A 19,792-nucleotide genomic window follows, 5' to 3' on the forward strand; every position below is an offset into this window, starting at 1 on the left:
GCGCCGTGTGCCGGCCGCCCCGGTCCGGCCGGCCGGCGGGCGTGCCGTAAGGTGACGCCGCATGCATGTGATCGCCGTGCTCGCCTCCGACGGTGTGTCAGCCTTCGATCTGAGCATCCCCTGCCAGGTGTTCGCGCTCGCCCGGCTTCCCGACGGCACGCCCGCCTACGACGTGCGGGTGTGCGCCGAACGCCCGGTCACCGCGACCGCGGGTGAACTGGAACCCTTCCGCATCTCCGCCCGGTACGGGCTGGACGACGCACGCGCCGCCGACACGGTGATCGTCCCCGGCGGCCCGGTGGACCGGGTGCCGCCTCCCGGGACGCTCCGGCTGCTGCGGGACCTGGCCGCCGGCGGGGCGCGCACCGCGTCGATCTGCACCGGCGCGTTCGCCCTGGCCCACGCCGGACTGCTGGACGGCCGCCGGGCCACCACCCACTGGCGGTTCGCCGGTCTGCTGGCCGACGGCTTCCCGGACGTCGAGGTGGACCCCGCCGTGCTCTTCGTCGACGAGGGCGAGATCCTGACCTCGGCCGGGATCGCGGCCGGGCTCGACCTGTGTCTGCACATGGTCCGCCGGGACCACGGTGCGGCAGCCGCGGCCGACGTCGCGCGCATGATCGTGATGGCGCCCCAGCGGACCGGCGGCCAGGCGCAGTTCATGACGCACCCCGATCCCGGCGCGGATCCGGAGGACCTCGGCGCCACCCTGCAATGGATGCGCGAGAACCTCCACCGGCCGCTGTCCGTCGCCGACATGGCCGCCCACGCGCGGCTCAGCACCCGCAGCCTGTCCCGGCACTTCCGCGCGCAGACCGGCACCACCCCGCTGCGCTGGCTGCTCGGCCACCGCCTGCAACGGGTGCGGGAGTTGCTGGAGACCACGGACCTCCCGATGGGCCGGATCGCGGAGGCCACGGGGTTCGGCTCCGTGGAGACCCTGCGGCACCACTTCTCCCGGGACGTCGGCACCACCCCGAAGTCCTACCGCGCGAGCTTCCGGGTCTGACCCCCGGCGCCCGCCGGCCGCGCCGCACACCGCCGCCGTGGCACACCGGCCCCGCGGAACGCCCACCGGCGGGGGCGGTGCAGACATCCGCCGGCCACCGCACGCCGCCGCCGGAGCGGCTGGCCGTATCTTACGGATCATGGGCAGTAGCGCCACTGTCGGGTGTTCGGCGGCGCGGACAGACTGAGCGGCGAACCGCTTCGCCGAACCACTCAGGAGCACCCCTGCGCGGAGGCCAGGTGGCTGGTCGGGCGCCACTGCCGGCCGGCGGCCGGCCTCCTCGCCGAGGAAGCGCCGGAGGGCGAACGCCAGGACACCGTCCGGCGAGCCGGGTGCGCGATCCGGGCCGGTGAGACCGGTACCCGGGCCGGGGCGGCATCCGCCGCAGGTCCCGTCCGGCGCGCCCCGCCCACCGGTCCGCCCCGCCGGGCCCGCCCGGCACGACCCCGCACAAACCGCACCGCCCGCACGACCGGCCGGGCAGCACGCGCCCCGGCGGGAGCCCGCCGCACCATCACCCCGAGGAAAGAAGGACGACCGATGGACCTCGACCGGCTCGATCTGCCCCTCCCGCGCACCCTGGTGGCGTCGGCCGCACTGGACTTCGCGGAGCACCTGGAATCCACGACCGTCTTCCACCACAGCGTCCGCACCTACCTCTACGGCCACCGGCTCGGCGAGCGGCGCGGCCTGCGTGCCGGTCACGACTACGACGACCAGCTGCTCTTCCTCGGCTGCGTCCTGCACGACGTGGGGCTGAGCGACAAGGGCAACGGACAGCAGCGCTTCGAGGTCGACGGGGCCGACCTCGCCGCCGGCTTCCTCACCGCGCAGGGGCTTCCGGCCGCCGAGGTGGAGGTCGTCTGGGACGCCATCGCCCTGCACACCAGCGACGGCATCGCGGGACGCAAACGGCCCGAGATCGCCCTGGTGTCCGCCGGCGCCAGGTTCGACCTCACCGGTGGCCCGGAACCCCTCCCCGCCGAGTACGTCGAGCGGGTCCACACCGCCCTTCCCCGGCTGCGCGTCGCCCGCGCGCTGCGGGACGAGATCGTGGCGCAGACGCTGGCCGACCCGGCCAAGGCCCCGATGTTCAGCCTGCCCCGCGAACTCCACCGGCAGTACACCGGGCACGCCTTCCCGACCTGGGAGGAGCTGACCGTCGCCGCCGACTGGCAGGACGACGGCGGCCCCCGCTCCTGAGCCGGCACCCGATCCCGAGCCCGGCACCCCGCTCCCGAGCCCGGCACCGGCACCCGATCCCGAGCCCGGCACCCCGCTCCCGAGCCGGCGCCGGAAACCACCGGCGGACCGGGCCGGGGCGGGCCGCCGGGCGTGGTCGACGCCTTCCCACGGCCGACCCGTCGCCCCGCCGACTCGCCGACGGTCTCCCCGCCGACCCGCCGACCCGCTGCCCCGTCGCCCCGGCCCCCGGGGCGGCCGTCGCCCCGCCCCGGGGCCGCGGGGCCGGCTCAGAAGTGGTCCGGGCACCACGGCGCGACGGGGACCGGGAAGAGCGTGTCCGCCGTGCGCAGCGCTCCGGGCCGCAACTCCGCCACCAGCCCCGCCGCCGCCAGCCGGGAGGCGGATTCGCCGCCCAGGTACAGCGCGGCGAGGGCGGCGGCGTCCAGTGCCAGGTCGGCGGGGTCGTCGGTGGGGGCGGCGCGGCCCGAGCCGTCGGCGGCGGCGTCCAGCCGCCAGCGCCCGCCGACGTACCCGCCCTCGTCGGCGACCTGGAGGACCAGGGCGCCGGCGGCCGGGTAGGTCCGGGCCGCGAGCGCCGCGGGGAGGTCCAGCAGACGCAGCCACAGGCAGTCGGCGGGGCCGGGCAGCGGACGTACCGCGCGGGCGTTGACCAGCAGCAGGGGCAGCGGGTCGTCGGGGGCGGCGTCCGGTACCTCGATCCGCCGGATCCAGTCCAGCGCGAGCAGATGCCCCCACAGGGCACGCAGCGCCTCGGGCGTGGTGGCGATCAGGTCGCTGACGGTCAGTGTGCTGTCCGGCACCCCGTCGGTCCACTTCCCGTCCACCCGGTACAGCAGCAGGCCGCTCGGCCGCCCGTCGGCGTCGTGGTGCACGACGGCGGTGGGCTCGACCCGGTCCGCCTCCGCGGGAGCGGTCCCGCCGGTGCGCCGCAGCCAGTGCCGGTCCGAGCGGCTGACCGCACCCGGGCGCGTCCGGCGGGCACGGTCGAAGAGCGCGGGGCCCCACCGTCGGATGTCCTCCATCGAGGCGTGCCGGAGCTCTCCGGTGCCGACCGGGCCCGGGCGCAGCCCCCGGGCGGCGGTGACGTCGACGGCGAAGCCGCCGTGCCGGGTGACCGGCGCGAACCCGTACCGCCCGTACACCGGGTACTCGGCCGAGTGCAGCACCGCCGCGGCCTCGCCGCGCGCCGCCGCCGCCCGCAGGGCGTGCGTCATCAGCGCCTTCATCAGGCCGCGCCGGCGGTGCGTGGGGACCACCGAGAGGCTGCTCACCCCGGCGGCGGGGAGCGCGGCGCCGCCGGGCACGCTCACGTCCAGGGCCAGACCGCGCAGCGTCGCCACACACCGCGGCCCCTCGTAGGCGGCCAGCCAGCGGCCCGGCTCGAAGACCTGCCGGTGCCGGTCCGCGGCGCCCGGCCGCTGCGGCAGGAAGTTGCCGCTGTTGTAGGCGCGGGCCCAGTCCGCCAGCTCCGTCTCGTCGATCTCCCGCACGATCGGAGTGCGGGTCGTTTCCGCCCCGTGGTCCGCCACAGTCGTCTCCTCGTTCATCGGTGTGTCCATCGGAGCGTCCACCGGTGTGTCCACCCTCGTCGTCGTCCCGCTTCCGGGCCCCGTCCCGCGTCCGCCGCCGTCCGGCGGGCGCGGTCACCCCGGGTGGCCCGAGCGGTCCGGCCGCCCGGCCGCCGGCCCCCCGGCCGGACCCGCGGCCGCGGGGCGGGCCGCCGGCCGCCCGGTGAGGTGCGGCCGCAGGCAGCCGCTGACCGCCAGGGACGCCGCCCCCGCCAGCGCCATCGTCACCGGTACCGGCAGGAACTCGGCCACCGCCCCGGTGAGGGTCGCGGCCAGTGCCTGGTGGGTCTGCATGCCGGCGCTCGCCAGCCCCATCGCCTGACCGCGCAAGTGGTCCGGCACGGCGTCCAGATACCGCTCCTGGGTGCCCAGGTGGCCGGCGAAACCGAAACAGGCGACGCCGACCAGCACGCACCCGAGCACCGGGCCGGGGCGCAGGGCGAAGGCGAGGAACGGCAGCGCGAGCAGCGTATACAGCGGCACCGCCAGCCGCAGCCGCCGGGCCGGGTCGGTCCAGCGGCCGACGACCAGGTCCCCGGCGAACATCCCCGCCGCGCTGCAGGCGAACAGCGCCCCCGCCGCGTCACCCGCGTACGGGACGTACAGCGCCTCGGCGCCCACGATCAGGCCGTTGGGCACCCACTGCAGGAACAGCAGCCCCCGCACCTCCCGCCGCTCGAACAGCGCCTTGTTGCCGCGCCAGGTGTCCGAGACCGCCTCGGCGAACCGCAGTTCGCCGGCCGCCCGCGGGGGCCGGGCCCGCAACCCCACCCGGTACACCGCGGCCACCGCCAGCTGCGCGCCCGCGGCGGCCCACAGGGCCGCGTACGGGCCGACCAGCCCCATCAGCAGACCGCCCCCGCCGAAGCCCGCGACCTGCATCGCGCCGACCGCGAGGTTGAGCGTGGAGCGGCCCAGCACATAGCCGCCGCCCGGCAGCAGGTCCACGACCAGCGAGAGGGCGACCGCCTTCGGCACCGACTCCAGGTAGCCGAGCACCATGACCAGGGCGAGCGCCGCGGGCACCGACAGCGCTCCCGACGCCAGCACACCGCAGGCCACCGCCCGCACCACGGGCCAGCCCGCCAGCAGCAGCCGGGGCGGTACCCGGTCGGTGAGCGCGCCCAGCGTCATCGCACCGGCCAGGTACGGCAGGAACCCCGCGAGGAAGGCCACCGAGGACAGGAACGGGGAGCCGGTGTGGGCGTAGACCAGGCCGGACAGACCCAGCGTCCCCATCGTGGAGCTCGCGACGGACAGGGTGGTGCCGAGGAACAGGGCGCGGAATTCGCGCAGGGAGAACAACTCGCGGTACGTGCGCATGCCGTAGAGCGTGTCCGGAGCGCCGGACCGTGCCCATTGTTTCGTTGCTGCGCGAAACCACGGGGGGTGACCCGGATACGCTCCAAACGGGCCATGGAGTGATCTTGGCGGCGTGAGGGGGCGCCACCTTCACGCGAAGCCGGTGAAGTCGCCGACGTGGTCGCACTTTCGCCAGCGGGTTTCTCGCAGGCCGCGTGGGCCCGTGTCCCGAGTCGGCGGCCGTCACATCACCGCTCCGCCTGGTCGGGCGTGAGCTTCACGTCTCCGTGGGCTCCTGATCGTCGTGACCTTGCTCCTGCGCCCAGACGATCGCCCAATCGTCGAGCGGACGAAGGGCGTCACGGAGTGCTGTCCCCAGCCGAGTCAGCTCGTAGCCATCGGCCGAGTGCGCGATGATCCCGCTCGATGCGAGTTCGCGGAGCCGCTGGTAGAGGACGCTGGACGACAGCCCTTCGCACCGTGCCAGCAGCGCGCGGGCACCGAGCGGACCCGCGCGCAGCTCCCAGAGAATTCGCAGCGCCCACCGACGGCCGAACAGGTCCATCGCGGCCATGATGGGACGGCCGGTCGTCGATCCACGAACCGGTGTTCCTGGGCGCGGCGTCGGCATGATCCTCCTTGCGTTTCTTTATTCGAAACACTGGCATCCCCTCGGTGTTTCTGATTTCGAAACGAGCTCGACGGGAGAGCCGATGTCGCGGATAGCCCTGCTGGGACCGCAGCGCACCGACCAGGCCGGCGCACTGCTCGCGCGCATGGTGCCCGGGGACGCCCCGCCGATCGGGCTGTTCCGCATGTTCGCCGGAAACCTCCCCATGGCCGGCGCCGTGCACGGGTGGGGTCGCCACGAGTCGGGCAGCCGGCCGACGTCCCTGGACGGAGGTCGTCATGCATAGGTCGTTGGTCCTGTATTCCGAGCCCGCCGACCCTGATCACTTCCGCGACTACTACGTGAACAACCACCTTCCGCTGGTCAGGAACTGGCCCGGCCCGCTTGCGTGGCGCTACAGCTTCGACGTGGGGGCGACCGAGGGAGAAGCGCCGTATTTCGCGGTCTTCGAAGCCGACTTCGCCGACGCCGCCGCCATGGCCGCGGCGCTGGCGTCGCCGCATGGCCGGCGGGTGGCCGCCGATGTCGTCAACTACGCCACGGGCGGTTTGGTCGTCATCCACTACCCGGTGCGGGACGGAACCGGCTGAGGCAGGACGATACGCTCCGGGACGCGTTCGGCCGGCCGCAAACCATCCCACGGCCCGGTCGGGCCATGTCCGGGTCACAGCCCACCACCGCGCGACACCACACCGGGAGCGACGTGACTGTACTGGAGTGCACCGCCGAGGACCTGGCCAGGACACGGTTCGGCCTGTCCCCCCTGGCGCAGACCGTCGGCGCGGTCACGCTGCTCGCGGGCGGGCGCGGGACGCGGCCCGGCCGTACGCCGTGGACGGCGCGGGTCCGGCCGCGGTTCGCGGAACTGTGCGCCGCCGACCCGGCGCTGCGCGCGCTGGCCGCCTTGCACCGCGGCGCGGACCGCCTCCCCGACTTCTACCGGCTCCCGCCCGAGGGCGTGGACACCACCTTCGAGCAGGAGGTGGCGGCGGTCCGGGCGACGCCGCCCGAGCGGGCCCGTGCCGAGCTCTCCGGCGCCCGCGCGGGGCGCCCGGTGCCCGGACCGCTCGACGGCCCGGACGCCCCGCACCGCGTGGCGGACGCCCTCACCGCGGTGTGGACGGAGCTGCTCGCCGCGGACTGGACCCGGTTGCGCGCCCTGCTCGAACGGGACATCGTGCAGCGCGCCGGGCGGCTGTCCGTGCACGGCTGGCACCAGGTCATGACCGGGCTCGACATCGACCTGTCGCTGTACCGGCTGCCCGGCGGCGGCAAACGCATCGTCATCGGCGGTACCGACGGCGGCACGTACCACCTCGGCGGCGCCGGTCTCGTCCTGGTCCCCAACGCCTTCGGCACCGACGGCGTGCACCCGGACCCGCCGCGCGGGTTCGGCATCGGCTACCCCGCCCACGGGGCCGCGGCGCTCTGGGAGCCGGGCGCTCCGGACTCCGACGGGGACCTCGCCGCGCTCATCGGCCGGGGCCGCGCCGCGGTCCTGCGGGCCCTCGACACCCCGGCCAGCACCAGCCACCTCGTCGCCCAGCTCGCCATGACCCTGGGCGGGGTCGGCGGACACCTGGCGGTGCTGCGGCGGACCGGCCTGGTGGCCCGCACCCGCAGCGGCCGCACCGTGCTGTACCGGCGCACACCACTCGGCGACGAACTGGCCGGCCGCTGAGAGCCGCGATCCGTCCGCGGCCGTGGAGGCCGGCCGGCGGATCACCGCCGAGGCGATCGCCATCGATCCGGACGAGGGCGGTGCCCGGCCGGCCACGACCGCCCCGCAGACTCCACCGGAGCCGCGCACCTGCCCTGCCCGCTCCGGTGGGCAGGGCGGGTGCGCGCTCACATCACGGTTCGAGGTCGACGACCCCCTTGCCGTCCCGGATGTCCAGGGGCACGGAGACCTGGTCATGCGCGATCAGCCATTCACCGTCGATCTTCCGGAAGCAGAAGGTGGCCCGGACCCACATGCCACCCCCCGCCGTCCCGTCGGGCAGCGTGCCGCTGAGGCGACCGAAGCCGTGTGCGAACGCCAGGTCTTCGCCGACCGTGGGCATCAGGTCGCGCACCTCGTAGGTCACTTCCTGGAAGATCGTGAAGACGTTCGCCCAGTTCTTGAGTTTCGCGTCGACCCCCAGGTGCTGGAGCGGCGGATCGATGTCGAAGGACACCACGTCCGTCGCGTAGAGCCGCCGCAGGCCCTCCAGGTCCTTGGCCCGGATCGCGTCGGTGATCCCGTCGATGCGGCGGCGGATCGCGGCTTCGTCCGTCTCACGCGGGGCAGGCGGGGTTGTCCGTGCTGCCACGCTCCGGGCGACGACTTCGTCCAGCAGGGTGTCCAGGGCGCCGATGTGGTGGGCACCCGGCTTGAGCACCGAGTGGGCCTCGAAGTCGGTGTGCAGGGACAGCGCGAGCTGCGGGGTCACCGCGGCCATCTGAAGGAGCTCACACAGTGCACGCAGCTGCCGGGCCGCATGGGTGCCGCCGCGAGCACCGTAGGAGACCATCCCCACGGCCTTGTGGGTCCACTCCGCGTGCAGGTAGTCGATCGCGTTCTTGAGCACGCCGGGGATGGAGGCGTTGTACTCGGGGGTGACCATGACGAATCCGTCGAAGCCGGAGATGGTGTCCGCCCATGCCTGGGTGTGCCCATGCTGGTACCGACCGGTGAGCGCGGGCAGCGGTTCGTCCAGATGCGGCAGGGGGTGGTCGAGCAGGTCGATCACCTCGAATTCCGCGTCGCCGCGGCGGGTCGCCCGCTCGTGCACCCACCGGGCGACCTGGTCGCCCCTGCGGCCGGGGCGGGTGCTGCCGATGAGTATGCCGATCCTGGTCATCGCTGTCTCCTGAGGTGTGCGGCCCGGGTCCGCCGGGCCGATTCCGTCTCCGAGAGGTACGACGACACCGCCCCGCGGAATGTCAGGGAGAGCCGCGGGCCTGACAATCGGACCTGCTGTCTCGTCGGACCGGCGAGGGACGATCCGAGACCAGGGAGCCACCGGGACCATGACCGACCACGCGCAGCCACGACGCGACGAGCCCGACGCCGGCTTGGACACGATCATCAGCGAGCGGCGGCGGCTGATCGGTCTCGCCTACCGGCTCCTCGGCTCCCTGGCCGAGGCCGAGGACGCGGTCCAGGAGACCTACACCCGCTGGTACGCCATGTCCCGGCAGCAGCAAGAGGCCATCGAGACCCCCGGCGCCTGGCTGGCGACGGTGGCCACCCGCGTGTGCCTGGACCTCCTCGGCTCGGCGCGGGTACGGCGCGAGCGCTACGTGGGCGAATGGATCCCCGAGCCGCTGCCCGAGCGGGCCGACTGGATCAGCGGTCGGTCGGGCACCGCCGCGAACGACCCCGCGGATCCGGCCGACCGGGTCACACTCGACGAGTCGGTGAGCATGGCGCTCCTCGTCGTCCTCGAATCCATGACCCCGGCCCAGCGCGTCGCGCTCATCCTCCACGACGTCTTCGGCTACCCCTTCGGCGAGATCGCCGGGATCACCGGCCGCACGCCGGCGGCATGCCGCGAACTGGCCTCCTCCGCCCGGCGCCGCGTCCGCGCCTCCCTGCCCCCTGAGAACCCGACAGCCCACCAGGAGCGCCTCGTCAGGCAGTTCAAGCAGGCGTGGGACGCCCAGGACATCAACGCCCTCGTCGGCCTTCTCGCCCCCGGCGCCACGTTCACGGCGGACGGCGGCGGCGTGGTCGCCGCCGCCGTCCACCCGATCGAGGGCGGCGAAGGGATCGCGCGCTACCTCACCGGCCTCGCGGTCCGGGCGGCCGGCGCCCTGACGGTCCTGGAGCGCATGGTCAACGGCCAGGCCGGGCTGGTGATCGAGCACGAAGGCGTCACCGTGGCGGTCTACGCGTTCAACGTAGCGGACGACCGGATCACCCAGATCTGGGCGGTACGCAACCCCGACAAGCTCCGCCCGTGGAGGGCGGGCTGACCCCTCGGGGTCGGTGATCGCCTGCCCGGCGCGAGCCGCCGCAGGTGCTCGCGCCGGGGGCTGTCCACCTCGCACCTCGCCGGGGGAGCGGGCCGGTCTGGTGGCGGGCGGGTGACGCCCAAGCATGATGCGTCCCGGGTCCGTCCGCGCCCCTGGCGCAACCAGGCAGGGGAGACCGAGGACGTCGTCGAGGAACGTCCGTCCGCGCTCTCCAGGACGATCCGTGACCGCGGTGCCAATGACCGGGCACTCGAACGACGACGCACCCACGACGGCGACACCGCCCGCTCGGCATCGGACGACACGACCGGCGGGATCCTCGGTCCAGGACGACTCACACCAGGCCGATGACGCATCTCCGACTCAGGTCACTAGCGTGCGGCGAGCCGCTCCAGCAGGGCGGTGCTCCGGGCCAGCAGCGCCCGCTCCTCATCGCTGAGTTCGGCCTCGATGGCCTGCGCGAGCCAGCCGGCCCTGCGGCCGCGCTCCGCTTCGAGCGCGTCCCGGCCCGCGTCCGACAGCTCGACCAGCGACTTGCGGCCGTCCGTGGGGTGTGCCCGGCGTGTGATCAGGCCCTGTTCCATGAGCAGTCCCACCGCCCGCGCCATCGACTGGGGGCGTACGCGCTGATCGGCGGCGAGGTCGCTGGTGGTCATGGCGCCGTTGCGGTCGAGTGCGCCGAGCACGGCGGCCTGGCCCAGCGGGATGCGGTCCTCGTTCTTGACGCGTCGGATGAGCTTGCCCATCGCGGTGCGCAGTTCGGCGGCGATGGCGGCGGCTTCCGAGGTGGGCATACGGCACTTTACCCCATTGGGCAGCATTGCTGTGCAGCTGACCTGCGCAGCAATGCTGTACAGCCAAACTGCGCAGCATTGCTGTAGGGTTTGCCGTCGTCGGGCTCGGCGCCGGCGTTGTCGCAGCCGGGGCCGCGGTACACCACCACGGGAAGGAACGCCCATGTCCGCAACGGCAGCCGGAACCGCCTCCACCACCATCGAGACCGTCACCGCCCGCCGGATCATCGACAGCCGGGGCAACCCCACGGTCGAGGTCGACGTCGTCCTGGCGGACGGCTCCCTGGGGCGTGCGGCTGTCCCCTCCGGCGCCTCCACCGGTGCCCGGGAGGCCGTGGAACTGCGCGACGAAGACCCCGCGCGCTGGCACGGCAAGGGCGTCGACCGCGCGGTGGCCCACGTCAACGGGGAGATCGCGGCGTCGGTGCGCGGCCGGGACGCCGCGGACCAGGCGGGTCTCGACACGGCGCTGGTCGCTCTCGACGGCACCGCCACGAAGTCCCGGCTCGGTGCCAACGCGATACTCGGCGTCTCCCTCGCCACCGCCAAGGCCGCCGCGGCCGCCCACCGCCGGCCCCTCTACCGCTACCTCGGCGGCGCCGACGCCCACCTCCTGCCGCTGCCGATGATGAACATCGTCAACGGCGGCGCCCACGCCGACAATCCGCTGGACTTCCAGGAGTTCATGATCGCGCCGGTGGGCGCGGACACCTTCGCCGAAGCCGTCCGGATGGGCAGCGAGGTCTTCCACACCCTGCGCCGCGATCTGCTGGCCGCCGGGCACTCCACGGGCGTCGGTGACGAGGGCGGTTTCGCGCCCGCGCTGCGTACCGCCGAGGAGGCGCTCGACTTCGTGATGGCCGCCATCGAGCGCACCGGCTACCGCCCCGGCACGGACATCGGCCTGGTCATGGACCCGGCGTCGTCGGAGTTCTTCCGCGACGGAGTGTACGACTACGCGGGCGAGGGAGTGCGCCGCACTCCCTCCGAGCACGCCGACCACCTGGCCAGGCTCATCGACGCCTATCCGGTCGTCTCCATCGAGGACCCGATGGCGGAGAACGACCTGGACGGCTGGCGCGAGCTGACCGCCCGCGTCGGCGACCGCTGCCAGCTCACCGGCGACGACGTGTTCTGCACCAACGAGACGCTGCTGCGCGAGGGCATCCGCACCGGCGTCGGCAACTCGGTCCTGGTCAAGGTCAATCAGATCGGGACCCTGACCGAGGCGCTGGCCGCGGTGGACACGGCCCACCAGGCGGGCTGGACGGCCGTCATGTCGCACCGCTCGGGCGAGACGGAGGACACCACCATCGCGGATCTGGCGGTGGCGACCGGCTGCGGTCAGATCAAGACCGGCTCGCTCTCCCGCTCCGACCGCACCGCGAAGTACAACCAACTGATCCGCATCGAGGAGGAGTTGGGCGACGCGGCGCGCTTCGCGGGCCGCTCCGCACTGCGCCGGGCGTGACCAGCGGGTGGCGAGACCGTCGCCCGGGGCCGCACCGGCCCGGTCCGGCCGGATCCCGGCGGCCGGGCCGGCCCGACCGCCGGGGCGCCGGGGCGGCCGGGGCGGCCGGGGCGTGCCTCACTCCGGGCGGCCGTCCGGCCGGGGCAGGGCGATGAGCCCGGCGTCGGTCGGCTGGAAGCCGCAGGCCTCGAAGTAGAAGGGGCGCAGGTGCTCGTCGAAGTCCACGTGGAGCCACTCGCAGTCGGCCGCGCGGGCGTGCCGCGCCGCGACGGCCACCAGCTCGGTCCCGACACCGGTCCCGCGCAGGTCCCCGGCGACCATGGTGTCCAGGATGAAGGCGTGCACCCCGCCGTCCCAGGCGACGTTGACGAACCCCACGAGCCTGCCGTCCTCGCGGGCGCAGACCCAGCCGAGGCTGTGCCGCTGCACCTGCGTCCGCCAGTCGATGGGCAGCGGAGCGTGCTCGAACGCCTCCGCGTGGAGGGAGTTGAGGGCCGTGTTGTCGAAGTCCCCGCGCCACTCGTACGTGATCCTCATGGGCCCGTATCGTAGGGGCGTCCGGAGCCCCCGGCCCGGGCGGCCGGACCACCGCTCGGCCGCGCCTCGCGGACGGGCGCGGTGGCCCGGTACACGCCGGTGACCGGAACGGTCAGAGGTCGATCCACCGGTGGGTGCGGGCCAGTTCGCTGACGGTGCTCCGCACCTGCAGGACCTGAGCGGCGGTCAGCGAGGGGACCGCCCTGAGGAGTGCCTCGGTCAGTTCGTGCTGGAACTCGCCGACCGACAGCAGGTCGCACACCGAGTCGTCGGCGCCGCCGGCCGGCTGCGACGGCGCGGTGCCCAGTGCGGGCACGGTCCGCGCCGGCGGGACGGTGCCACTCTGCTCCACGATGCGGACGTCCGAGGCCTTGGGACCGCGTTCCCCCTCTTCGACCTCGAAGGTGACCCGCAGACCCGGACGGAACAGGTACTTGTCGTCCAGTAGATCGTTCACGTGCATGAAGACGTCTTCTGTGCCGTTGTCGGGTGTGATGAAGCCGTAACCACGGACCTCGTCGAACCGGACAACCTTCCCCATCGCCATACCAGGCACCCCACTCAACCCCAGACCAACCTCGAACCACCGCATCAGCACGGCTGCTCGGCGCGAACGCCGGGCCTCAGGATACAAGCAGCCACTGTTCGCCACCGGGGGTACGGCGAACCCGGCCGGGACGCCGGGAGGTGCCGGGGCGGGCGCCGGCGGGGCGGGCTCATCGCGCGCCCGGCGCCCCGGTGCGGCGCGCCCCGGTGCGCTGCACCCAGGTACGGGCCCGGGCGGACCGATGCGGGCCCGGCGCGGCGAAACTAGACTGACGGCAGGGCGGAAAGTCCGCTCCGCTAGGAGATGTGTGCCATGTCCACACGAGGCAACAAGCGGCGCGCCCGGAAGAAGAAGGCGGCCAACCACGGCAAGCGCCCCAACGCCTGACGGGCGCGTCTGCGGCCCCCGCGGCCGGCCCCGCCAGCGCGGGCTCCGTGCGGAGGGTCCGGCGGGAGTGCGCCGGACCGCCGGCCGCGGCCCGGCTCAGGCGACCCAGTGCGAGCGCCGGGCGGCGGACGACGCCGCGGCGCCCTCCGCGAGGGCGGTGGCCATCCGCCGGACGGCCTCGCGCAGGGTGTCGGGAGGCGCCGTGTAGGGGATGCGCAGGCGCTGTTCGAAGAGGCCCGGGTCGGCGGCGAAGTAGCCGCCGCCCTCGATCCGCACCCCGTACTCCAGGGCCTGGTCGGCCAGTGCCGAACTGACGGGTTCTCCCAGGTCGGCCCAGATCGACAGACCGCCCGGCGGCAGCCGCCAGGTCCACCGCGGAAGATACTCGGCCAGGGCGCCGGCCAGGGCCGCGCGCTGGGTGCGCAGCTGCTCCAGCCGCGTGGTGAGCAGTTCCGCGGACCGGTCCAGCAACGTCAGGGCCAGCAGCTGGTCCAGGACCGAGCCGCCCATGTCGGTGGCCACCCGCTGCCCGGCGAGTTCGGTGACGAGCCGCGCGGGGGCCCGCAGCCAGCCGATGCGCAACCCCGCCCAGTGCGTCTTGCTCATCGAGCCGATGGTGATGACCTGGCCCGCTCCGCCGGCGGCCGTGGCGGCGAAGGGCGGCTCCGGCGGGACGTCGAGGGCGAGTTCGGCCAGCGTCTCGTCGATCACCAGCCAGCCGCCGGAGCGGGCCGCCGCGCGCAGCAGCCGGGCCCGCTCCGCGGCCGGCATGAGGTGGCCGGTCGGATTGTGGAAGTCGGGGATCAGATAGGTGAGCCGGGGCACCACCTGGCGCAGGGTCGACTCCGCGACGCCGATGTCCCACCCGGTGTCGGTCACCGGCACCGACTCGGTGCGCAACCGGGCGCGGCGCATGGCCTCCAGGGCGTTGGGGTAGGACGGGCTCTCGACCACGGCCCGGTCGCCGGGCCGGCACAGCAGTCCGAGGACCAGGGTGAGCGCGTGCTGGGCGCCGGAGGTCACCAGGATCTGCTCGGGCACGGTGGCCAGCCCGCGCCGGGTGAACCGCTCGGCGACGGCGGCGCGCAGTTCCGGCAGCCCGTAGGGGTGGTAGCCCGCCGTGCCGGCGTGTTCCGCGAGCAGCGGGGTGATGCGGGCGAGGGCGTCGGTGAGCAGCTGCCCGGGCAGCTGCGGGGCGGCCCGGGCCAGGTCGATCGCGGAGTCCTCCGGACCCAGGAGCCGGGTGACGCCCCTGGGCCTCCGGCCTTCCGGCAGGTCCGTCCAGGTGCCCGAGCCCTGACGGCTGTGCGCGAACCCGCGCTCGCGCAGCAGGTCGTACACGGCGGTCACGGTGGCCCTGCTGGTGTCCAGCGCTGCGGCCAGTTCCCGTTCGGCGGGCAGCCGGACGTGCAGCGCGATCCGCCCGTCGAGGATCAGCTCACCGATCGCCCGGGCCAGATGGCGATAGGCGGGCCGGGCGCCTGCCGGGTCGGGCAGCATGCCGGCGAGCTGCCGGCTGCCCAGCGCCCGGTCGCCGTGTGCCGCCCCGGCCGGGGGCCGATGGGGGGTCCGCTCCGCCATAACCGACCATTCCTTCGAGATTGGCCATGTCTTCCAGGCCAATCACTCTACAGACTCGCTCCGGCGGCCTGGTCGGACGGCGGCCGCCACGAGGACCCCACGACGAAGGAGCGGTATGGAGCGGCAGACCGGCGACGGCTACCAGGGCGGAGCCGGGCTCCGTAGGACGGTCCCGGCGGCGCCGCCGGTCACCGACGAGCGGCCGCCGCCGCTCCCGCTCGGATACGTCCGCCTCGCCGAACGCCCGCTGCGCCGGCTCCCGCAGCTCTTCCTCGGCCTCGCCCTCTTCGGGTTCAGCCTCGCGGTCATGCTCCGGGCCTCGCTGGGGGTGAGCCCGTGGAGCGTGCTGTACGAGGGCCTGGTGCGCCACACCTCGCTGAGCTTCGGCACGGTCGGTGCGGCCGTGGGGGTGCTGGTGCTGCTGCTGTGGATCCCCCTCCGGCAGCGGCCGACGTTCGGCACCGGGGCGAACATCGTCGTCCTGGCGTGCTCGTCCGACCTCGGCCTGCTGGTGGTGCCGGCGGACCTCGGGCTTCCCGCCCGGGCGGGTCTGCTCGTCGGCGGGATCCTCCTCAACGGCCTGGCCGTCGCGGTCTACGTCGGTGCGCGGCTGGGGCCCGGCCCCCGGGACGGGCTGATGACCGGTGCCGCCGCCCTGACCGGGCGCTCCATCCGGCTGGTCCGCACCCTGATGGTCTCCGTGCTCGTCCTGGGGTGCCTGATCGGCGGGACGGCGGGCGTCGGCACCGTGCTGTACGCGCTCGGGGTGGGCCCGGTCGCCCAGTTCTTCCTGCCCCGGTTCGCCTACCGCGGCGCCGCCGAACGCCCGCCGGCCCGCCGCCCGGACGCGCCGTGAACCGCCGCCCCGGGAGCGCGGACCCGCCCCGGCCCGGTCACGCCTCCGGGAAGTGGCAGGCCACCTGCCGCCCTTCGGACGGCCCGGTGATCCGCAGCGGCGGCGCCTCGGACCGGCATACCTCCCGGGCCTTGGGGCAGCGCGGATGGAAGGTGCAGCCGGGCGGGGGAGCGGCCGGGCTCGGCGGATCGCCGAGCAGGGTGATCCGCTCCCGGGCCCGCTCGGCCACCGGGTCCGGCAACGGCACGGCCGACAGCAGCGCCCGGGTGTACGGGTGGGCGGGCGCGGAGTACACCCGTTCCTTCCCGCCGATCTCGACGATGCGGCCGAGGTACATCACGGCGACCCGGTCGCACACCCGCTTGACCACCGACAGGTCGTGGGCGATGAAGAGGTAGGCGAGACCGAGTTCCCGCTGCAGCCGTTCCATCAGGTTGACGATCTGGGCCTGTACCGAGACGTCGAGGGCCGAGACCGGCTCGTCGGCCACCACCAGCCGGGGGCCGGTGGCCAGCGCGCGGGCGATGCCGATGCGCTGCGCCTGCCCGCCGGAGAACTCGTGCGGATAGCGGTCGACGTGCTCGGGGATCAGCCCGACCAGTTCCATCAGCTCCACCGCGCGTTTGCGCGCCTCGGCCGCCGAGGCACCCTGCACCAGCAGCGGGTCGGAGATGACTCGGGCCACCGTCTGGCGCGGGTTGAGGGAGGAGTGGGGGTCCTGGAAGACCATCTGCAGATCCCTGCGCAGGGGCTTCATCGCACGCTGGGACAGGTGGCTGATGTCCCGGCCGTCGTAGTGGAGGGAGCCGGTGGTGGGTTCCAGGAGGCGGACGATCAGGCGGCCGGTGGTGGACTTGCCGCAGCCGGACTCCCCGACCAGGCCCAGCGTCTCCCCGGCGGCGACGTCGAAGCTGACGCCGTCGACGGCGCGGACCGGCGCCGAACGGGCCCGTTTGCCGGGAAAGGCCATCGTCACGTTCCGTACCGAGAGCAGCGGTGGGGTGATGGTCATGAGACGACGCCTTCGTGCAGGGGAAGGTGGCAGGCGACCGAGTGGCCGCCCGGGCCGCCGAACGCCGGGCGTTCGGTGGAGCAGCGGGACCGCTCCGCCGCGGAGGCGGTGGCCGGCCGCGGGCAGCGCGGTGCGAACGCGCAGCCGGGCGCGGGGGTGAGCAGCGACGGCGGGCTGCCGGGGATGGCCCGCAGCGGTTCGTCGTCCCGGTCGTCCAGCCGGGGGAGGGAGTCCAGCAGGCCCCGGGTGTAGGGGTGCGCCGGAGTGGCGAACAACCGCTCCACCGGGGCCTGTTCGGCGGCCCGGCCGCCGTACATCACCAGCACCTCGTGGGCGACCCGGGCCACCACCCCCAGATCGTGGGTGATCATCACGACGGCCAGGCCCCGGTCCTGCTGGAGCCGGGCGAGCAGTTCCAGGATCTGGGCCTGGACGGTGACGTCCAGCGCCGTGGTCGGTTCGTCGGCGATCAGCAGCTCCGGCTCGCAGGCCAGGGCCATGGCGATCATCACGCGCTGCCGCATGCCGCCGGAGAACTGGTGCGGGTACTCGCCCGCCCGGCGCCGCGGTTCGGGGATGCCGACCTCGGCGAGCGCCTCGACCGCCCGCGCCCGGGCGGCCCTGCGGCCGGAGCGGAAGTGGACCCGGTGGTGCTCGGCTATCTGTTCGCCCACCGTGTAGTAGGGGTGCAGGCTGGAGAGCGGGTCCTGGAAGATCATGGCCATCTTGCGGCCCCGCAGCCGGTTGAGCCGGCGCTCCGGCAGGCCGATCAGTTCCTGTCCGCCGAGGGTGACGGAGCCGCCGATCTCGGCATCGGTGTGCAGGCCCATCACCGCCATCGAGGTGACGGACTTGCCGGATCCGGACTCCCCGACGATGCCGAGCGTCCGCCCGGGGCGGACGTCGAAGCCGAGGGAGTCGACGGCCCGGACCGGGCCGTGTGCGGTGCGGAAGGTGACGCTGAGGTCCCGCACGGACAGCAGTGGCGCGGAGTCGGCCATCAGTACCTCACTCGGGGGTCGACGACGGCGTACAGCAGGTCGACGGCCAGGTTGGCGATCACGATGAAGGTGGCGGCCAGCAGGGTGACGCCGAGGATGACCGGTTGGTCCCCGGTGGAGAGGGCGCCGTGGAAGAGCCGCCCGACCCCGGGGAGCCCGAAGATGGACTCGGTGATCACCGCGCCCGCGAGCAGCCCGCCCAGGTCCATGCCGAAGATGGTGAGGATCGGCGTCATGCCCGCCCGCAGGCCGTGCTTGACGACCACGGTGCGGCGCGGCAGGCCCTTGGCGCGGGCGGTGCGGATGTACGGCTCCGCCATCGTCTCGATCATCGAACTGCGGCTCTGCCGCGCGTACATGGCCGCGTACAGCACGGCCAGCGCCAGCCAGGGCAGCAGCAGGTTCGACGCCCAGTCCAGCGGGTCGTCGCCGAACGGCACGTAACTGGGGTAGGGCAGCAGGCCCGCCACCCGGATCACCCCGTAGATGAGCATCATCGAGGTGAAGTAGACCGGCAGCGAGGCGGCGGCCACCGCGCCGACCATCAGGGCCCGGTCGGTGAGCGTGCCCTTGCGCAGGGCCGCGGCGACCCCGGCGGTCAGGCCGAGGGCGAGCCAGATCACCGCGGCGCCGAAGGCGAGCGAGGCGGAGACCGGGAGGCGGTCCATGAGCAGGTCCCACACCGGTTCGCTGTTCTCGTAGCTGTAGCCCAGGCACGGGAAGTCGCAGTGCAGCGCGTACCGGCCGCTGCCCATGGTGCGGCCGGTGAAGATGCCGGTGACGAAGTCCGCGAACTGCCGCCACAGCGGCTGGTCCAGGCCCAGGTGGGCCCGGACCGCCGCCAGCCGCTCGGCGCTGCACGACTTGCCGCAGGCCGCGGCCGCCGGATCGGACGGCAGGACGTAGAAGATGGTGAAGGTCACGGCGGCGACGGCGATCAGGACACCGACGACGCCCAGCAGCCGGCGGCCGATGTAGAGGATCATGTGCGGCTACCCCTCGGGTCCAGGACGTCCCGCAGCGCGTCGCCGAGCAGCGTGAAGGCGAGCACGGTGAGGAAGAGGCAGGTGCTGGGGATGACGAAGTACATGGGATCGGTGTCGTAGAAGGCGACGCTCTCGGCGATCATCTGGCCCCAGGACGGGGTGGGCGGGCGGACACCGACGCCCAGGTAGCTCAGGGCCGCCTCGGTGGCGATCATCCCCGGGATGATGAGCGTGGTGTAGGCGATGACCGGGCCGGCGACACCCGGCAGGATGTCCCGGGTGAGGATCCGCCAGGGTCCCGAGCCGCCGACCCGGGCGGCGTCGACGTACTCGCGGTGCTTGAGGGAGAGGGTCTGGCCGCGCACCACACGGGCGATGCCGGGCCAGCCGAACAGGCCGATGACGGCGACCATCAGCAGGATCCGGTTGACGTCCCGGGCCACCGACATCATGGCGATCATGAAGATCAGGGACGGGAAGGACATGGTGAGGTCCATCAGCCGGGAGAGCACGGTGTCGGTGCGCCCGCCGAAGTAGCCGGCCGCGACGCCCGCCGCGGTACCGGCGATCACCACGATGGCGGTGGCGGCGAAGGCGATGAGCAGTGAGACCCGGGCGCCGTGCACGACCCGGGCGAACAGGTCGCGGCCGGTGACGGGTTCCACGCCGAGCCAGTGCTCGGTGGAGATCCCGCCGAGCGGGCCGATGGGCTGCCCGCCGAGGTACGGATCGACGGCGCTCTTGTCGAACTCCTCGGGTGACCAGCCGCCCAGGGCGCTGAGCAGCGGGGCGGCCAGCGCCATGACCGCGAAGAGCGCGATCACGACGAGGGAGATCCGCACCGAGGCGCGCCGGCGCAGCTCCCTGCGGGCCAGAGCCCAGGGGCCGTTGCCGGGTGCGGCCGCCGTGGTCGGGGGCGGGGTGGTGGCGGTGGTGGCCATGGT

General features: G+C 74.0%; 21 protein-coding genes. 9 read left to right on the forward strand and 12 right to left on the reverse strand.

Annotated elements, in window-relative coordinates; all coding sequences use genetic code 11:
- Positions 1 to 61 precede the first annotated feature (61 nt).
- Both ACH4B3_RS16235 and ACH4B3_RS16240 read left to right on the forward strand, forming a co-directional pair.
- Positions 62 to 1,009, forward strand: a complete 948-nt coding sequence (locus tag ACH4B3_RS16235; RefSeq protein WP_398463484.1) for a GlxA family transcriptional regulator — start codon at positions 62 to 64, stop codon at positions 1,007 to 1,009.
- A 540-nt stretch (positions 1,010 to 1,549) separates the two neighbouring features.
- Complete coding sequence (locus ACH4B3_RS16240; protein ID WP_398463485.1) at positions 1,550 to 2,212, forward strand: HD domain-containing protein; 663 nt, start codon at positions 1,550 to 1,552, stop codon at positions 2,210 to 2,212.
- Between the two features lie 269 nt (positions 2,213 to 2,481).
- Here the strand turns inward: ACH4B3_RS16240 and ACH4B3_RS16245 are convergent, their stop codons facing one another.
- The 3 genes from ACH4B3_RS16245 to ACH4B3_RS16255 all read right to left on the reverse strand — a co-directional run bounded on the left by ACH4B3_RS16245 (position 2,482) and on the right by ACH4B3_RS16255 (position 5,659).
- Positions 2,482 to 3,774 carry a GNAT family N-acetyltransferase gene (locus ACH4B3_RS16245; RefSeq protein WP_398463486.1) on the reverse strand — a complete coding sequence of 431 codons (1,293 nt, stop codon included), beginning with the start codon at positions 3,772 to 3,774 and terminating at the stop codon, positions 2,482 to 2,484.
- Positions 3,775 to 3,858: 84 nt separating this feature from the next.
- A complete protein-coding gene (locus ACH4B3_RS16250; RefSeq protein WP_398463487.1) occupies positions 3,859 to 5,106 on the reverse strand; it encodes an MFS transporter in 1,248 nt (415 codons plus the stop codon).
- 256 nt (positions 5,107 to 5,362) lie between these two features.
- Positions 5,363 to 5,659, reverse strand: a complete 297-nt coding sequence (locus ACH4B3_RS16255) for a winged helix-turn-helix transcriptional regulator (RefSeq protein WP_398463547.1) — start codon at positions 5,657 to 5,659, stop codon at positions 5,363 to 5,365.
- Positions 5,660 to 5,798: 139 nt separating this feature from the next.
- On the opposite strand from ACH4B3_RS16255, the gene ACH4B3_RS16260 reads away from it, so the two are divergent.
- From ACH4B3_RS16260 to ACH4B3_RS16270, 3 genes are all read left to right on the forward strand, one after another.
- The gene (locus tag ACH4B3_RS16260) at positions 5,799 to 6,002 is read left to right on the forward strand and encodes a hypothetical protein (RefSeq protein ID WP_398463488.1); all 204 of its coding nucleotides are present in this window, start codon (positions 5,799 to 5,801) and stop codon (positions 6,000 to 6,002) included.
- The gene (locus tag ACH4B3_RS16265; protein ID WP_398463489.1) at positions 5,995 to 6,306 is read left to right on the forward strand and encodes an EthD family reductase; all 312 of its coding nucleotides are present in this window, start codon (positions 5,995 to 5,997) and stop codon (positions 6,304 to 6,306) included. Before ACH4B3_RS16260 ends, ACH4B3_RS16265 begins: the two co-directional genes overlap by 8 nt.
- 113 nt (positions 6,307 to 6,419) lie before the next feature.
- On the forward strand, positions 6,420 to 7,397 hold the full coding sequence (locus tag ACH4B3_RS16270; protein ID WP_398463490.1) for an ArsR family transcriptional regulator: 978 nt from the start codon (positions 6,420 to 6,422) through the stop codon (positions 7,395 to 7,397).
- A 172-nt stretch (positions 7,398 to 7,569) separates the two neighbouring features.
- Here ACH4B3_RS16270 and ACH4B3_RS16275 read toward each other — a convergent pair whose 3' ends face one another.
- On the reverse strand, positions 7,570 to 8,559 hold the full coding sequence (locus ACH4B3_RS16275) for an NAD(P)H-dependent oxidoreductase (RefSeq protein WP_398463491.1): 990 nt from the start codon (positions 8,557 to 8,559) through the stop codon (positions 7,570 to 7,572).
- Positions 8,560 to 8,728: 169 nt separating this feature from the next.
- Between ACH4B3_RS16275 and sigJ the strand changes: the two genes are divergently transcribed.
- Positions 8,729 to 9,676 (forward strand): RNA polymerase sigma factor SigJ, encoded by a 948-nt coding sequence (gene sigJ, locus ACH4B3_RS16280; RefSeq protein WP_398463492.1) that lies wholly within the window; start codon positions 8,729 to 8,731, stop codon positions 9,674 to 9,676.
- 371 nt (positions 9,677 to 10,047) lie between these two features.
- On the opposite strand, the gene ACH4B3_RS16285 is transcribed toward sigJ, so the two are convergent.
- Positions 10,048 to 10,470 carry a MarR family winged helix-turn-helix transcriptional regulator gene (locus ACH4B3_RS16285; RefSeq protein ID WP_398463493.1) on the reverse strand — a complete coding sequence of 141 codons (423 nt, stop codon included), beginning with the start codon at positions 10,468 to 10,470 and terminating at the stop codon, positions 10,048 to 10,050.
- Between the two features lie 163 nt (positions 10,471 to 10,633).
- Here ACH4B3_RS16285 and eno point away from each other — a divergent pair, with 163 nt between their 5' ends.
- Positions 10,634 to 11,941 carry a phosphopyruvate hydratase gene (eno, locus tag ACH4B3_RS16290; RefSeq protein ID WP_398463494.1) on the forward strand — a complete coding sequence of 436 codons (1,308 nt, stop codon included), beginning with the start codon at positions 10,634 to 10,636 and terminating at the stop codon, positions 11,939 to 11,941.
- A 117-nt stretch (positions 11,942 to 12,058) separates the two neighbouring features.
- Here the strand turns inward: eno and ACH4B3_RS16295 are convergent, their stop codons facing one another.
- Both ACH4B3_RS16295 and ACH4B3_RS16300 read right to left on the reverse strand, forming a co-directional pair.
- Positions 12,059 to 12,478, reverse strand: coding sequence for a GNAT family N-acetyltransferase (locus tag ACH4B3_RS16295; protein WP_398463495.1), 420 nt, complete (start codon positions 12,476 to 12,478; stop codon positions 12,059 to 12,061).
- 112 nt (positions 12,479 to 12,590) lie between these two features.
- Positions 12,591 to 13,019, reverse strand: coding sequence for a cold-shock protein (locus ACH4B3_RS16300; RefSeq protein WP_398463496.1), 429 nt, complete (start codon positions 13,017 to 13,019; stop codon positions 12,591 to 12,593).
- Positions 13,020 to 13,337: 318 nt separating this feature from the next.
- On the opposite strand from ACH4B3_RS16300, the gene ACH4B3_RS16305 reads away from it, so the two are divergent.
- Entirely contained in the window at positions 13,338 to 13,412 is a 75-nt protein-coding gene (locus tag ACH4B3_RS16305) for a 50S ribosomal protein bL37 (protein WP_398463548.1), read from the forward strand.
- Between the two features lie 96 nt (positions 13,413 to 13,508).
- On the opposite strand, the gene ACH4B3_RS16310 is transcribed toward ACH4B3_RS16305, so the two are convergent.
- On the reverse strand, positions 13,509 to 14,993 hold the full coding sequence (locus ACH4B3_RS16310) for a PLP-dependent aminotransferase family protein (protein WP_398463497.1): 1,485 nt from the start codon (positions 14,991 to 14,993) through the stop codon (positions 13,509 to 13,511).
- 115 nt (positions 14,994 to 15,108) lie between these two features.
- Here ACH4B3_RS16310 and ACH4B3_RS16315 point away from each other — a divergent pair, with 115 nt between their 5' ends.
- Entirely contained in the window at positions 15,109 to 15,849 is a 741-nt protein-coding gene (locus tag ACH4B3_RS16315) for a YitT family protein (RefSeq protein WP_398463498.1), read from the forward strand.
- 37 nt (positions 15,850 to 15,886) lie between these two features.
- Here ACH4B3_RS16315 and ACH4B3_RS16320 read toward each other — a convergent pair whose 3' ends face one another.
- The 4 genes from ACH4B3_RS16320 to ACH4B3_RS16335 are packed head-to-tail and all read right to left on the reverse strand — an operon-like array spanning position 15,887 to position 19,789.
- Entirely contained in the window at positions 15,887 to 16,861 is a 975-nt protein-coding gene (locus ACH4B3_RS16320; protein ID WP_398463499.1) for an ABC transporter ATP-binding protein, read from the reverse strand.
- Positions 16,858 to 17,862, reverse strand: coding sequence for an ABC transporter ATP-binding protein (locus tag ACH4B3_RS16325; RefSeq protein ID WP_398463500.1), 1,005 nt, complete (start codon positions 17,860 to 17,862; stop codon positions 16,858 to 16,860). Before ACH4B3_RS16325 ends, ACH4B3_RS16320 begins: the two co-directional genes overlap by 4 nt.
- Positions 17,862 to 18,848, reverse strand: coding sequence for an ABC transporter permease (locus tag ACH4B3_RS16330; protein WP_398463501.1), 987 nt, complete (start codon positions 18,846 to 18,848; stop codon positions 17,862 to 17,864). Before ACH4B3_RS16330 ends, ACH4B3_RS16325 begins: the two co-directional genes overlap by 1 nt.
- Entirely contained in the window at positions 18,845 to 19,789 is a 945-nt protein-coding gene (locus tag ACH4B3_RS16335; protein ID WP_398463502.1) for an ABC transporter permease, read from the reverse strand. The genes ACH4B3_RS16330 and ACH4B3_RS16335 overlap by 4 nt, the downstream gene beginning before the upstream one ends.
- Positions 19,790 to 19,792: the final 3 nt, after the last annotated feature.

It is taken from the genome of Streptomyces sp. NPDC018031 (genome assembly GCF_044327625.1).
GTDB lineage: Bacteria > Actinomycetota > Actinomycetes > Streptomycetales > Streptomycetaceae > Streptomyces.